The following is a 13,593-nucleotide window of genomic DNA, read 5'->3' as shown; positions in this document are numbered from 1 at the left end:
TCCGGGGGCCGGTCTCACGGATTCAGGTTATTCTCTAGTATTTCTTTTGCTTGTAGAGAGCGATCCTGTAATTCTTTTTCCAGTGATCGTATTCTGTTTATCTTTTCTCTTGTTTCTTCGAGTTCGTTTTCTAATGCCAGTTTGAGGTTGATGAATTCGCTTTCATACGTTTGGTGGCGACGGGCAATGCTTGTCTCTAGTTTTTTAAGTTTATCCATTTCCTCATTTTTATCAGACATTCCTGAGAGTATATATACGCTTCTGGTTAGCTCTTCTAGCTCAGGATTGGCTAACTGATAGTCAAAGCTTGTATTTCTCCTTATTACGTCAGTGACCTGAGTGATTATGTTTTCACTCATTATCAGGTCACGTATTTTATCTAGTTCGTTAGCAGGGTAGAAGTCAGGGTCGATAGACCGAATGACGATCCTGGTTTTAATTAATATCTTGTTTAATCTGGCTAGGTTTGAAGAAGATTTTTTGTTGCTGGTGTCTGAATTTTCATGCATATAATCTATTAAATTATTTAAGATCTCATGTACTTCATGCGATTGAAAATTATTTTTTTCAGCGCTCATGCTTAAAACTCCTTTCTAGTGATCTAACTATAATGTACATTATATTAGAGTCAGTCTTTGATAGGCTAGTTTTTTTACTGTGTTGCGCTTCGGGAACAGATGATGTAGCTTAGACGTATGATAGGCGTTTTTACATTCTTCAAGCCCTGTATCACTGATACAGGGCTTTTGCTTTTGTAGCAGCTTCGAGTCAAGTTATTGCTTCTTCAGTTACTAAAGCTGGATAAGAGGGAGCTATAAACGCTACTGCTACCATTTCATGCATTGCTGCTTGTGCTTCGACTTACCCCTTATTGCAGTAAGTTTCTTCCCGAGGTCATCATGTCTGCTCATTCTCCTACTCATTGGCTTGAGGAGGCGGAACTGCTGCGCGTGGAGCCAGCACCGCCCAAAGACACGCGAGCGGGCAACGTGGCCGCTTTCCTCGATATGCTGGCCTATGCCGAAGGCACCCCGCGTTACGGTTATGAGGATGGCTACAATGTGATAGTTGGCGGCGAGACGTTCGACAGTTACGACGATCACCCACGCCAGCTTATTTGGCTTCCTGCTTATGAAATCCACTCCAGCGCGGCAGGTCGTTACCAGTTTCTCTCTCGCACTTGGGACGATCTGGCGAAGCGCTTTAACCTGCCCGACTTCACACCCGCCAACCAAGATCTAGGCGCGGTGCATCTCATTCGCCAATGTAAGGCGCTTTCCCTCATTCACGATGGCCGCATTCGAGAGGCTATCCATGCTTGTCGGAAGATTTGGGCGAGCCTGCCAGGTGCTGGCTACGGCCAGCGTGAGCTAGCTACTGATGAACTGCTGCAGGTGTATGAAGCCAGCGGCGGGGTATCCATCGACTAACTGACGAGGCCCGCCCGAGAGGTGAGCCATGAATTCCAGACGAAAAGAGAAACGCACCATGCCAAACCGCGACCCCAACAACTGGCAGTGGCTGCTTGAGTACATGCCGATCGCGCTGGTCTCTATCGTGACGTTTGCTATGGCGTTTGTGCGTGGTGTGCATGAGGGCGGCAGCTTCAAGCGTTCTCTACTGGGGGCGGTGATGTGCACGCTCTTAGCAACGCCACTGTTCCCTGTATTCCTGTGGATCGCGGAATCGCAAGGCTGGCCACCCATCATTGCGTTCCCACCCTGCGTGTTTCTGGCGTTCCTGGGTACTGATTGGATGCGTGAAAAAGCAGACGGCCTCTATGAGGTCTTTCTGGGTTTTCTTCGGAAGCTGCTCAAATGATTGGCGCGCTTAAGAGTAGGGCGATGGGTTGGGCGCTGGGAGGCCTAGCGCTTGTGAGCGCCTATCTCTATTGGCAGCACGTCACTAGCCAGCGGGACGCCTACCAAGCTGAAGCCGAGCGCCAGCAAGCGCGGGCAGAGATCCTGCAGGAGCACCAGCAGTGGCAGCGCCTGCAGATCGAAACGCTCAACGCCGCCATGGCCGAGCGCGACCGAACGCTAAACATTATTGCTGACGACATGCGCGCCAGCTCAGTGGCGCTGGAACGACTGGGAGAAACCAATGCTGAAGCGGGTGAGTGGCTGGATAGCGATAGGCCTAGCGTTATCACTGATTGGGTGCGCGAACTCCAACGTTCAGCCGATGGAGATGCAGTGTCACCACCCGGTGGTTCCTGAGCACTTAACCAGTGAGCTACCCGCGCCGCCGCTGATTCTGCCGGGCAACAAAGGCCTGTTGCTCTTGCTGGCTGAATATGAGGCGCTTCGCCGCCGGTTTAATGCAGACCGGGCGGCGGTAGTGGAGGTACTAGTTAATGATCTTGGCGAGGATTAGTTGAAGTAGATGTCCACTTCTCGGTCACTTGCGATGACATGCGCCTCTGAGGGGCATTCCCCGTTACGGCAAAGAGTGGACCAAAACTCTTTATCAAAACGGTCATGCAAGAACAGATAGCGACAAATAATAATTACATCATGTCTCTGGAAGTCACCGGTTGAATAGGCAGAGCCATGGATCCCAAGTAAGTCTTCAAGCGCATAGAAAGTGATCTCTTTTTTGTCGTCCCAGTGGTCACACAAAATCGAGAAGATGCGATCTACTTGCTCTTTGGTTACGCGGAACTGTCCAGCATGTGGCTTGTGCCAATCAGCTCCATCATCAAGGATTGGGTAAACGCCATCATCCCAAGCCAATAGATAGGCAGGATGGAACGGGCTTTCTTCTGCGCCATCTTTGGCAGTCAGCAGGATGGTTAATCGCATTTGCTGGAACAGCGCATTCGCTACGTCAGACATAAAGAACCCCTCAAGAATTAATTTTGCCTAGACAGGTTAGCGCAATGCCATCCTCACCACCACGCCCATGCCGCGCTCCGATGTGCGCTGGCAAAACCACCCATAAGCACGGCTACTGCGATAAGCACACTGAGTTGGCTGTTAGCTGGAAGAAGTCACCCACCGCAAAGCAGGATCGCGGTGGCAGACCATGGCGTCGCATACGTGCCCGGATCCTGCAGCGTGATAAAGGTCTCTGCCAGCCCTGCCTAAAGCGGGGCTTTTTTACGCCTGCAGTTGAGGTTGATCACATCGTTAATATCGCCTCAGGCGGCACGGACAGCGACGACAACCTGCAGGCGATATGCAGGCCGTGCCACAAGCTGAAGACGCAGCAGGAAGCACGCCGGGGGCGTGGCGCGGACGCCTGAGGGGGAGGGGGGATCAAATCCCTACACCCTTTCGCCAGCGGACACCGCAGCCTCCATCAAATTTTTATACCCGCGAAATTGAAAAATCAGGTCGGCGCGAGGAACTAGCAAATGACAAGAGGTCGCAAACCGAAGCCCAGCCACCTGAAAGCGGTGCAAGGCAACGCTGGAAAGCGGGCGGTGAACCACGACGAACCCCAGGGCGAAGAGCTCACCGAAGTGCCGCTGCCGCCTGAGTGGCTAGACCCCATTGCCATTCAGATGTGGGAAAAGATCGGCCCCTGGCTGGTTAACTCCAAAATCCTGACCGGCTCTGACATCGCCAACCTGGAAGCCTACTGCGCTGCCTATGCGCGGTGGCGAAAGGCGGAGCAAGACATCGCCAAGAACGGCATCACGGTGATGGGCCTGAACTCTGAAGTGAAGAACCCCGCCTGCACCGTGGCGAATGAATCCCTAAAGCAGATGGTCACCTTTGGCAGCGCCCTAGGCCTGGACCCTTCCAGCCGTGCCCGCCTTGCGATACCGGGCGCGAAAGAAGCCGGCAACCCATTCAAAGATCTTCTAGGTAAAAAGCGATGAAGCACCATGGCCAGTTACCCGAACGTCAACGCCGCCAACAAGTACGCTCGGGACGTAGTGGCCAAAAAGATTCCCGCGTGCAAAGAGGTCCGGCAGGCCTGCCAACGCCACCTGGACGATCTCAAGGCGCAGAAGTCCCGATCCTATCCGCACCGGTTCGATAAAGACGAAGCTGAGCGCGTCTGTGGATTCGTTCAGCTACTGCCCCACACCAAAGGCAAGTGGGCGCGGGAGCGAAAGCTGATCACGCTGGAGCCGTGGCAGCTGTTCATCTTCTGCTGCATTTTTGGATGGCGGAAAAAGAAGTCAGGACTTCGCCGCTTCACGGAAGCGTATATCGAGGTCGGCCGTAAGAACGGCAAGTCAGTGATTGCCGCTGGCGTCGCCAATTACATGCTCTGCGCCGATGGCGAATACGGCGCAGAGGTCTACTGTGGCGCGACCACCGAAAAGCAAGCCTGGGAAGTGTTCCGGCCAGCCAGGCTAATGTTGGTCAAATCGCCTGCGCTGGTGAGTGCAGCGGGCATCGAGATCATGGCGAAGAACATCTCGATACCGGAAGACGGCAGCCGCCTAGAGCCGCTGATCGGCAACCCGGGCGACGGTAGTTCACCCACTAGCGCGATAGTGGATGAGTATCACGAACACCAAACGCCGGACCTCTACGAAACCATGCTCACCGGCATGGGTGCCCGCGACCAACCGTTGATGTTCATCATCACTACCGCGGGCTTCAACATCGCAGGGCCCTGTTACGACAAGCGCGGCCAAGCCCAGCAAATGCTGGATGACGCGCTGCCCAACGATGAACTGTTCGCCATCATCTACACCATTGACGATGGCGACGACTGGAAAGCCCCGGCGGCTCTGAAAAAGGCCAACCCGAACTTCGGCATATCCGTCAGTGAAGAGTTTCTGGTCAAAGCCCAGCGCGATGCTGTTCGCTACCCTAGCCGCCAGAACAGCTTCCTCACCAAGCACCTGAACGTGTGGGTGAGTGCGCGCACCGCGTGGCTAAACATGGCCAGTTGGCACGCCCTGGGGGATCCATCACTCAGCATTGACGACTTCATCGGCAAGGCCTGCTGGATGGGGGTGGATCTCGCCAGCAAAACCGACATCGCCAGCATTGCTCTGCTATTCCGCGATGAAGTGGCCGACAAGAAAGGCCGCATGAAAACGCGCTGGACGGTGTTTGTCCGCAACTACCTACCCGAAGGCGCCGTAGAGCGAGCCAGCAACAACAAGGCCGCCTACGAAACCTGGGTGAACAGCGGTGACCTGATCATCACCGATGGCGAAGAGCTCGACTTCGATGTGATCCGCGAAGACATCAAAGACCTGGCAGGGCAGTTTGAGATTACCGAAATCGCTTACGACCCCTGGCGAGCCACGCAGCTGGCGCACCAGCTCATGGCTGATGGTGCCAGCATCATCGAATACCGCAACACCGTACAAAACATGAGCCCCGCCATGCGGGAAATGGAAGCCGCCATCACCGGTGGGCGTTTCCGCCACAGCAAAGACCCGGTGCTTACCTGGATGGCCAGCAACGTGGTCGCCAAAGCAGACGCCAAAGACAACATCTACCCACGCATAGAAAAGCCCGACAACAAGATCGACGGCATCATCGCCACCCTGATGGCGCTAGGCCGCGCCGTGCTCACCGAAAACGACGAGCCAGAAGAATCCATCTACGACACCACGGACGTAACATGCTGATCAACTTCATCACCTTCACAGTAGGCCTGCTAGGTGTCGGGCTGGTGGCCTTTGGCGCGTGGCTCATTCTGCCGGCGGCAGGCTACATCACTGCTGGCGCTTTCTGTCTGCTGTGGTCCTGGCTGGCAGCCAACGCCGCCGCCCGGGCAACGCAACCCGCCAAGCCCACTAACAACGAAGAGGAATGCTAATGTTCTGGCCAAGCCTCTTCACGTCCGCCGCCAGTGGCAGCGGCCACAAAAGCCAAAACTGGACCGGCTGGGTAAGTTCAACCCGCAGCCGCCAAAGCGCCGCGGGCACCATGGTGAATACCGAGAACGCCCTAGGCGTATCGCCCTGCGTGCCTGCGTCACGCTGCTAGCGGAATCAGTCGCCCAACTGCCCTGCGAGATCTACCGCCGCGACGCCCAAGGTGGCCGAGACCGCGCCACGGATCATCCGCTGTACGACGTGATTCACAGCCAGCCCAACCAGAAAGACACTAGCTTCGAGTATTACGAACAAGGCATGGGCTGCCTCACGCTGGAAGGTAATGAGTTCTCGCTGATTCAGCGCGACGGTGCCGAGTACCCAACCGAGCTGATCCCCGTGCACCCCAAGAAAATGCGCGTGCTGAAGGGGCCTGATGGCCTGCCGTATTACCAGCTGCTGGACTACAAAGACCAGATCCTGCCGATGCGCTCGGTGCATCACGTTAAGGGTTTCTCGCTGGATGGCTATGCGGGCGTCTCACCCATCGCCACCAACGCCGACACCATCGGCCTAGCGATGGCCACCGAGCAGCACGCCTCGGCGGTGTTTCAGCGTGGTGCCACCATGGCCGGGGTGATTGAGCGGCCTCATGAAGCTGCCCCTATTAAGGATCAAGCGAAAGTAGACCGACTTTTAGAAAAGTTCACCGAGCGCCACGGCGGTGGCCTACGCAACGCCTTCTCAGTGGCGCTGCTGCAAGAGGGTATGCAGTACAAACAGCTGGCGATGGACAACGAAAAGGCCCAACTGCTGGAGTCGCGCAACTTTGGCGTGGTGGAAATCTGCCGCCTGTATCGCGTCGCGCCCAACATGATCCAGCACCTGGATAAAGCCACGTTTAACAACATCGAGCACCTGGGCCTGCAGTTCGTCATCTACACCTTGATGCCGTGGATCAAGCGCAAAGAGGCCGCGATGATGCGCGACCTCCTGCTGCCCGAAGAGCGCAAAAACCTTTACATCGAGTTCAACGTCTCTGGCCTGCTGCGTGGCGACCAGAAGAGCCGCTTCGAGGCCTACGCCATTGCCCGCCAGTGGGGCTGGCTCAGCGTTAACGACATTCGCCGGTTGGAAAACATGCCGCCGATTCCTGGCGGTGACCGCTACCTAACGCCGATGAACATGATTGATTCGAAACAGCTAGAAGGCTCGATCAACGCCACGCCCCAACAACTGCAAGAGATCGAGGGAATACTCGCATGCACGCAATGATCAACTACCCGCACATCGCGTCGATGGTGTTCAACACACCGCTCTACGCCACCCCCACGCTGGTGCAGGCAGTACGCAACGTACTGGAGCCTCGTTTGCTGGGGCGTACCAATGAAATGCCGCAAAGCCTGGGCATGGAATCCGGTACCGGCGAAGAACGCGAAATGCAGCGCTTGAACGTGGTAGGGCGCATTGCCGTGATCCCCGTACATGGCGTGCTAGTCGCACGGCGCGGGCATATCACCGCCGCCTGTGAAGAGCTGCTCTCTTACGAAAAGCTGCGCAGCCAAATCTCCGCCGCGCTCAAGCATGAGCATGTTGAAGAGATCTTCCTCGACTCCCACACCGGTGGTGGCCACGCGATGGGCTGCAAAGAGTTGGCCGCCTTCATCCGAGCCAGCACCGCCATGAAGCCCATCACCGCGCTGGTCAACTTCGCCGCCTATTCAGCAGGCTACTACCTGGCAGCGGCTTGCTCTCGCATCATCGTCAGCCCTACGGCAGGCGTGGGCTCTATCGGGGTGATTATCGAAACCTACGAAGTCAGCCGCATGGAAGACGAGATGGGCATCACCTTCAACACCTACTTCCGAGGCGACCACAAAAACAACGGCTCCCCCCATGAGCCGATCACCGACCAAGCCGTGCAGGAGATCAACGGCATGCTGGATGCCAGCTATGCCCAGTTCACCGAGTCGGTGGCCGAGTTCCGGGGCATCGAAGTGGGCTCGGTCATCGACACCCAAGCGCGACTCTACCGCCCACAACAAGCGCTGGTCGCCCACTGATTGACGAGATTGCTCCCGCGCAGGACGCCATTAACGCCGCTTCCGAACGCTACACCCGCAGCACCACGCCAAGCCCCACACGAAACAGCCGAAGCATTCGCGCCCAAGCGCGAGCGTTCGACACCCGTTGTCAGCTCTAGCCACGCGGCGGAGCGACACCACGGCGGCCAAAGGGCCGCCTCCGGGGGCCGGTCTCACGGATTCAGGTAAGAGCTATCAACAAGCCCTATCAGCAAGCTCTATCAATAGTACGCAGAGGTGATATTCAAAGGATCTATGAGGCTGTAGAAAAATTCTTGGTGGGAGTATTTCTTTTCCAAACGCTAATGACTAGTTTCTTACATAGAAATACGGAAGGCCGTTTTATTTTGCTCACACGGCATGCGAACATGCCGTGTATTCATGCTAGCCGTTTTCCCTACACCCTCTCACACTCTCCGCCAGTTCTTTCACCAGCCCATGCACCCGCGTCACGGCGTCATCGCCGCTGCTGGCGTATTCGATGCAGTCTACCAGCGCAGAGCCCACGACCACGGCGTCGCTGAAGCGGCCAATGGTGGCGGCCTGTTCGGCGGTGCGAATACCAAAGCCTACGGAGATGGGCAGCGGCGTGTGTTCGCGCAGCTGATTAACGGCGCTTTCTAAACGCTCCGGTGTGGGGGCGCTGCCGCCCGTCACCCCCGCCACGGAAACGTAGTAGATAAACCCGGAAGCGTTGGCCAGCACTTTGGGCAGGCGCTTGGCATCGGTGGTGGGCGTAGCGAGGCGGATAAAATCGATGCCGTGCTGAGCGGCGGGCTGGCACAGCTCTTCGTCGTGTTCGGGCGGTAGATCCACTACGATCAGCCCGTCTACCCCGGCCTTGGCGGCATCGGTGAGAAAACGCTCGACGCCGTAGCAATAAATCGGGTTGTAATAGCCCATCAGCACGATGGGGGTGGTGCTGTTCTGTTCACGGAACTGGCGCACCATCTCCAGCGTTTTGGCTTGGGTCTGGCCGTTTTCCAGCGCTCGCAGGGCGGCTTTTTGTATGGCGGGGCCATCGGCCATGGGGTCGCTGAACGGCATGCCGAGTTCGATGATATCAACGCCTGCTTCCGGCAACCCTTGCAGCAGGCGGCGGGAGGTCTCGGCATCTGGGTCGCCAGCGGTGAGGTAGCTGACCAGCGCCGGGCGGTTTTGCTGTTTGAGCGCGGTAAAGCACGCTTCAAGACGCGACGTCGTGTTCATGCTGCTCTCCTCCACTAGCCTGCTCTCCTCCACTACATTGCTCTCTTGTAGGGCGCTCATACGTTTTTCACTCCGAATTTATCGCCCAGGTGGTGGGCCACGCTCATCATGTCTTTATCACCACGGCCACTGAGGTTGACCACCATCAGGTGCTCGCGGGGAAGTGTCGGCGCGCGCTTAGCCACTTCAGCCAGGGCGTGGGCAGTTTCTAGCGCGGGGATGATGCCCTCTTGGCGGCAGCAGATTTGGAATGCTTCCAGCGCTTCGTCATCGGTGGCGGAAACATACTCGACCCGCCCTTGCTCGTGCAGCCAAGCGTGCTCGGGGCCGATGCCGGGGTAGTCCAGCCCTGCGGAAATTGAGTGAGCGTCGATAATCTGACCATCTTCGTTTTGCAGCAGGTAGGTGCGGTTGCCGTGCAGCACGCCGGGGGTGCCGCCGTTCAGGCTGGCGGCGTGCAGGCCGCTGTTGACGCCTTTGCCGCCTGCTTCCACGCCAATCATCTTCACATCGGCGTCATTCAGGAAGGGGTGAAACAGCCCCATCGCATTGGAACCGCCGCCAATGCAAGCCACCAGGGAGTCCGGCAAACGGCCCTGTTTTTCGAGCATCTGAGCGCGGGTTTCATGACCAATCACCGCTTGGAAATCGCGCACCATCGCCGGGTAAGGGTGCGGGCCTGCCACGGTGCCAATGATATAGAAGGTGTCGTCGACATTCGTTACCCAATCGCGCAGCGCTTCGTTCATGGCATCTTTCAGCGTGCCGGTGCCTGAAGTGACGGGGATTACTTCCGCCCCTAACAGTTTCATGCGGAATACGTTGGGCTGCTGGCGCTCGATGTCGGTGGCACCCATGTAAATCACGCAGGGCAAACCAAAACGCGCTGCAACCGTAGCGGTGGCAACGCCGTGCATGCCTGCGCCGGTTTCCGCGATGATGCGCTTTTTGCCCATCTGCTTGGCCAACAATACTTGACCAATGCAGTTGTTAATCTTGTGCGCACCGGTGTGGTTAAGCTCTTCACGCTTGAGGTAAATGCTCGCGCCACCAAAGTGCTCGGTGAGCCGCTCGGCAAAATAGAGCGGGCTGGGGCGGCCTACGTAGTCGCCCTGAAAATAGGCGAGCTGGCGCTGAAATTCTGGATCGTTTTTGGCGGTGGCGTACTCATCCTGCAGTTCAAGAATCAGCGGCATTAGGGTTTCAGCGACAAAGCGGCCACCGAAACTGCCAAACAGCCCGTTGGCATCGGGTAGGCTTAAAGGTTTATTCATCACGACCTCTGCGTTTTGGGGCGATTTAGGGTTGTGATGACGTTAGCGCAGGCAGGCGGGAAGAAAAATCGATAAGATGGCATCAACCTGTGAGTTTTACGCAACTATTGAAAGAGACATCCATGCAACACAGCCTGCCGCCCTTAAGCGCCCTGCGCGCCTTTGAAGCCACCGCCCGGCTAGGCAGCGTGACCGCCGCCGCCGATGAGCTAAGCGTGACCCACGGCGCGGTAAGCCGCCAGCTTAAGAGCTTGGATGAGCATTTTGGCGTGGCGCTATTCACCAAAGCTGGGCGGGGGCTAGTGCTCACTCACCACGGTGAACGGTTGCAAAGCGGCGTGGGGGAAGCCTTTGCGAAACTCAGGGATAGTTGCACCCGGCTCAAGCATGAGGTGGAAGAAGCGCCGTTTACCCTGGCCTGCCCCGGCAGCCTGCTGGCCCGCTGGCTGATTCCCCGTTTAGACCGCTTAAACCAGGCGCTGCCGGAGCTAAAACTTCAGGTGGTGGTGAGCGATTCCGAGCAGCCCGGCCAGCCGGAGACCAGCGCAACGCTGGCCTTTTTCGAGCCACCGTGGCCTGACGAGGGCGAGCTGATTGAGCTGATGCCTGAGGAAATTTGCGCCGTGACCAGCCCACGCTTGGTGGATGCGTGCCATGCATCTCATCCCGCATCGCTGTTTACCAACAAGCTCCTTTATACCGCCTCACGCCCCCAAGCGTGGCCCCAGTGGGCAGACGCCCAAGGGCTGGAAACCACCGCATTGAAAACAGCCCTCCAACAGGGCCAAGGCTTTGCGCATCTTTACTACCTCATAGAAGCTGCCTTGCGGGCCTAGGGGTCGCCATCGCCCCGAAGCTACTCGTAGAAGATGATCTGAAAAGCGGACGGCTTGTCGCCCCTTGGGGCAGCATCGAAACCCCGGCACAGCTCTGCCTATGGCTGCCAAAACACACTAACGCCCGCCGCAGCGAATCAATGGCTGATTGGTTACGCAAGGAATTGGAAGGTTAAAGCCCTACTCGGTGTGGGTACACCACAAACGCCAACTTGTTGCCATCCGGGTCGCGGACGTAGGCAGCATAAAAGCCTTCCCCGTACTGCGGCCGAAAGCCCGGTGCGCCTTCGTCGCTTCCGCCGCTTTCCAGGGCGAGGTGATGCAGCGTGTCGACCTCTTTGATGTCGGTGAACTGAAAGGCGGTCATGGTGCCGTTGCCCACGGTGGCGTCGTGGCCATCGAAGGGGTAGCCCACGAAGTATTGGGGCACGTTGACATCGTCCGGGTCACCAAACGAGACGCAGCTGTCATCCTGCCAGCAAATATCCAACCCCATGGCATTGAACAGCGGCGTGTAGAACTGCAGGGCACGCTCTAGATCTTTGGTTCCCACCATTGTATACGCCAGCATGTTATGTCTCCTTTTGGATGCTTATATCGATTGAAGCTACGCCACAACGCCAAACAAACGCCCGATGAGAGAGGTCAGTGCCATCGCCAATGCCCCCCAAAACAGCACGCGAAAGGCGGCTTTACGTACCGGGGCACCGCCTATTTTGGCTGCTAGCGCCCCTAACAAAGCCAACAAAGCGAGCGATGCCACGGCGACCAACGGAATCAGCAGTACCAGCGGTACCCACCAAGCTATCAAAAGGGGAATTAATGCGCCAGCGGCAAATGTAGCGGCTGAATAGAGCGCCGCTTGCAGAGGCCTCGGTTGAGTGGTATCGGTGATGCCAATTTCATCCCGAGCATGGGCTCCCAGCGCGTCTTTTTGCATCAGTTGCTCAGCCACTTGACTGGCGAGTTCAGGCGTTAATCCTCGCTCAACATAGATCTCTGTCAGCTCCTCTTGCTCGGCCTCAAAATGATCGGCAAGGGCGTTACGCTCCATTGTTAAATCGGCACGCTCGGTGTCTGATTGCGAGCTGACCGAAACGTACTCCCCCGCCGCCATCGACATGGCCCCTGCTACCAACCCCGCCACACCCGCCAATACAATATCGCTTTGCGTGGTAGAGGCTGCTGCTACCCCAAGAATCAGACTGCTGGTAGAGACAATGCCATCGTTAGCGCCCATCACCGCTGCCCGTAGCCAGCCAGCACGATGAGAGCGGTGGTGTTCTTTGTGGTTCATGGAGCAACCTCTTGAGGACCTGGGTTCAGCTTAGTTGATATTAGGTGAAGTCTTGCCCCCGGGCACTAGCTATAACGAAGCCCAGCTAATGATCCGAACAAGCGTCCTATGAGGCTCACGGTGCAATTCAGAGTGGTTCAGTAGAGCGTGCGTTTGTCATGTTAGGCAGGTAAGGTCTTACATGGCTTTATCTATCAAGGTGTAATTATGTTGCGCTATTCATTGATAACGACGCTAACGCTATTAGCGGCTTCGTCTACCACTGCCGTAGCGGCGAGCGATACACCGCTTACTCAGCAGCTTAACGACTTGAAAAATTTCCAAGTGATAGCCCATCGCGGAGCAAGCGGGCATGCGCCGGAAAGCACATTAGCGGCCTACGAGCTGGCCCATGAGTGGGGCGTGGATTATCTGGAGCTGGATGCTCAGCTAAGCGCTGATGGCGAGGTGGTGATCTTCCACGATGGCACCCTTGAACGCACCAGCGATGGCGAAGGCCATATCCATGATTACACCCTGGCTGAGTTAAAAGCGCTGGATACCGGCTCGTGGTTTCACGAAGCGAATCCCGAGTATGCAGATACGGATTTTTCCGGCACGCAGATCCTGACGCTTAACGAGCTGTTCGACCACTTTGGTCAAACGACGCGTTATTACATCGAAACAAAATCCCCTGACCTCAACCCTGGCTTGGAAGAGGCATTGGTGGAGCGTCTTGAAGCCTACGATATGATTAATGAAGGCCGAGTATTGGTGCAGTCGTTTGACCAGCAAAGCCTGCTCAAACTACAGGCGCTCAACCCTAACCTGCCGTTAATTCAGCTGCTGTGGTACTCACCTAGCGAGCAAAACAGCGAACAGCTGGTGGAGTGGCAAAACACTACTCCAGGGCCAAGTGAGATTAACGACGCTGACTTTCAGGCCATTGCCGAGTATGCAGCAGGGATTGGCACCAACGCGATCTATCAGGGCAACGAAGTGATTGATGCGGCCTTTATTCGCCAAGCCCAAGCTAATGGCCTGCCGGTACACGTTTACACCATCAATGAACCAGATGAGATGCAGCGTTTAATGGCGCTGGGGGCGAACGGCCTGTTTACCGACTACCCCGACCGCCTGCTTGAGTTAGTAGACTAATCACCCGCATTGACGC

Annotated in this window: 16 protein-coding genes and 1 pseudogene; 11 read left to right on the top strand and 6 right to left on the bottom strand. The window is 56.6% G+C overall.

What is annotated here, in order from left to right; all coding sequences use genetic code 11:
• Positions 1–14: 14 nt before the first annotated feature.
• Positions 15–578, bottom strand: coding sequence for a hypothetical protein (locus B4967_RS09520; protein ID WP_083024919.1), 564 nt, complete (start codon positions 576–578; stop codon positions 15–17).
• A 321-nt stretch (positions 579–899) separates the two neighbouring features.
• On the opposite strand from B4967_RS09520, the gene B4967_RS09515 reads away from it, so the two are divergent.
• The 4 genes from B4967_RS09515 to B4967_RS17850 are packed head-to-tail and all read left to right on the top strand — an operon-like array spanning position 900 to position 2,376.
• A complete protein-coding gene (locus B4967_RS09515) occupies positions 900–1,430 on the top strand; it encodes a glycoside hydrolase family 24 protein (RefSeq protein ID WP_083024917.1) in 531 nt (176 codons plus the stop codon).
• Between the two features lie 28 nt (positions 1,431–1,458).
• On the top strand, positions 1,459–1,821 hold the full coding sequence (locus tag B4967_RS09510; protein WP_083024915.1) for a phage holin family protein: 363 nt from the start codon (positions 1,459–1,461) through the stop codon (positions 1,819–1,821).
• 23 nt (positions 1,822–1,844) lie between these two features.
• Entirely contained in the window at positions 1,845–2,219 is a 375-nt protein-coding gene (locus tag B4967_RS09505; protein ID WP_243470458.1) for a hypothetical protein, read from the top strand.
• Positions 2,191–2,376 (top strand): hypothetical protein, encoded by a 186-nt coding sequence (locus B4967_RS17850; protein ID WP_139794459.1) that lies wholly within the window; start codon positions 2,191–2,193, stop codon positions 2,374–2,376. Before B4967_RS09505 ends, B4967_RS17850 begins: the two co-directional genes overlap by 29 nt.
• Here the strand turns inward: B4967_RS17850 and B4967_RS09500 are convergent.
• Complete coding sequence (locus B4967_RS09500) at positions 2,373–2,837, bottom strand: hypothetical protein (RefSeq protein ID WP_083024911.1); 465 nt, start codon at positions 2,835–2,837, stop codon at positions 2,373–2,375. The two genes, B4967_RS17850 and B4967_RS09500, sit on opposite strands and share 4 nt — an antisense overlap.
• Before the next feature lie 44 nt (positions 2,838–2,881).
• On the opposite strand from B4967_RS09500, the gene B4967_RS09495 reads away from it, so the two are divergent.
• The 5 genes from B4967_RS09495 (at position 2,882) to B4967_RS09470 (ending at position 7,803) form a co-directional block, all read left to right on the top strand.
• Complete coding sequence (locus B4967_RS09495; RefSeq protein ID WP_083024910.1) at positions 2,882–3,247, top strand: HNH endonuclease; 366 nt, start codon at positions 2,882–2,884, stop codon at positions 3,245–3,247.
• 111 nt (positions 3,248–3,358) lie between these two features.
• Positions 3,359–3,829 (top strand): phage terminase small subunit P27 family, encoded by a 471-nt coding sequence (locus B4967_RS09490; RefSeq protein WP_083024908.1) that lies wholly within the window; start codon positions 3,359–3,361, stop codon positions 3,827–3,829.
• Between the two features lie 6 nt (positions 3,830–3,835).
• Positions 3,836–5,551, top strand: coding sequence for a terminase large subunit (locus B4967_RS09485; protein ID WP_083024906.1), 1,716 nt, complete (start codon positions 3,836–3,838; stop codon positions 5,549–5,551).
• A gap of 51 nt (positions 5,552–5,602) precedes the next feature.
• The gene (locus tag B4967_RS09475; protein WP_243470456.1) at positions 5,603–7,015 is read left to right on the top strand and encodes a phage portal protein; all 1,413 of its coding nucleotides are present in this window, start codon (positions 5,603–5,605) and stop codon (positions 7,013–7,015) included.
• Positions 7,003–7,803 (top strand): S49 family peptidase, encoded by an 801-nt coding sequence (locus tag B4967_RS09470; RefSeq protein WP_207953608.1) that lies wholly within the window; start codon positions 7,003–7,005, stop codon positions 7,801–7,803. Before B4967_RS09475 ends, B4967_RS09470 begins: the two co-directional genes overlap by 13 nt.
• Positions 7,804–8,208: 405 nt before the next feature.
• Here B4967_RS09470 and trpA read toward each other — a convergent pair whose 3' ends face one another.
• Entirely contained in the window at positions 8,209–9,033 is an 825-nt protein-coding gene (trpA, locus tag B4967_RS09465) for a tryptophan synthase subunit alpha (RefSeq protein ID WP_083024902.1), read from the bottom strand.
• A 56-nt stretch (positions 9,034–9,089) separates the two neighbouring features.
• A complete protein-coding gene (gene trpB / locus B4967_RS09460) occupies positions 9,090–10,307 on the bottom strand; it encodes a tryptophan synthase subunit beta (protein ID WP_062372631.1) in 1,218 nt (405 codons plus the stop codon).
• A gap of 122 nt (positions 10,308–10,429) precedes the next feature.
• Here trpB and B4967_RS09455 point away from each other — a divergent pair.
• A pseudogene (locus B4967_RS09455) lies at positions 10,430–11,319 on the top strand (LysR family transcriptional regulator).
• Here the strand turns inward: B4967_RS09455 and B4967_RS09450 are convergent.
• Both B4967_RS09450 and B4967_RS09445 read right to left on the bottom strand, forming a co-directional pair.
• Positions 11,316–11,714, bottom strand: a complete 399-nt coding sequence (locus B4967_RS09450; protein ID WP_083024900.1) for a VOC family protein — start codon at positions 11,712–11,714, stop codon at positions 11,316–11,318. The pseudogene B4967_RS09455 and the gene B4967_RS09450 sit on opposite strands and share 4 nt — an antisense overlap.
• Before the next feature lie 36 nt (positions 11,715–11,750).
• A complete protein-coding gene (locus tag B4967_RS09445) occupies positions 11,751–12,440 on the bottom strand; it encodes a VIT1/CCC1 transporter family protein (protein ID WP_083024899.1) in 690 nt (229 codons plus the stop codon).
• Positions 12,441–12,647: 207 nt separating this feature from the next.
• Between B4967_RS09445 and B4967_RS09440 the strand changes: the two genes are divergently transcribed.
• Positions 12,648–13,577 (top strand): glycerophosphodiester phosphodiesterase family protein, encoded by a 930-nt coding sequence (locus tag B4967_RS09440; protein ID WP_083024897.1) that lies wholly within the window; start codon positions 12,648–12,650, stop codon positions 13,575–13,577.
• The last annotated feature ends 16 nt before the right edge of the window (positions 13,578–13,593 follow it).

Origin of the sequence: Vreelandella lionensis (genome assembly GCF_002087295.1) — a bacterium.
In the GTDB taxonomy this organism is placed as follows: domain Bacteria; phylum Pseudomonadota; class Gammaproteobacteria; order Pseudomonadales; family Halomonadaceae; genus Vreelandella; species Vreelandella lionensis.
This window is presented reverse-complemented; position numbering and strand designations above follow the sequence as displayed.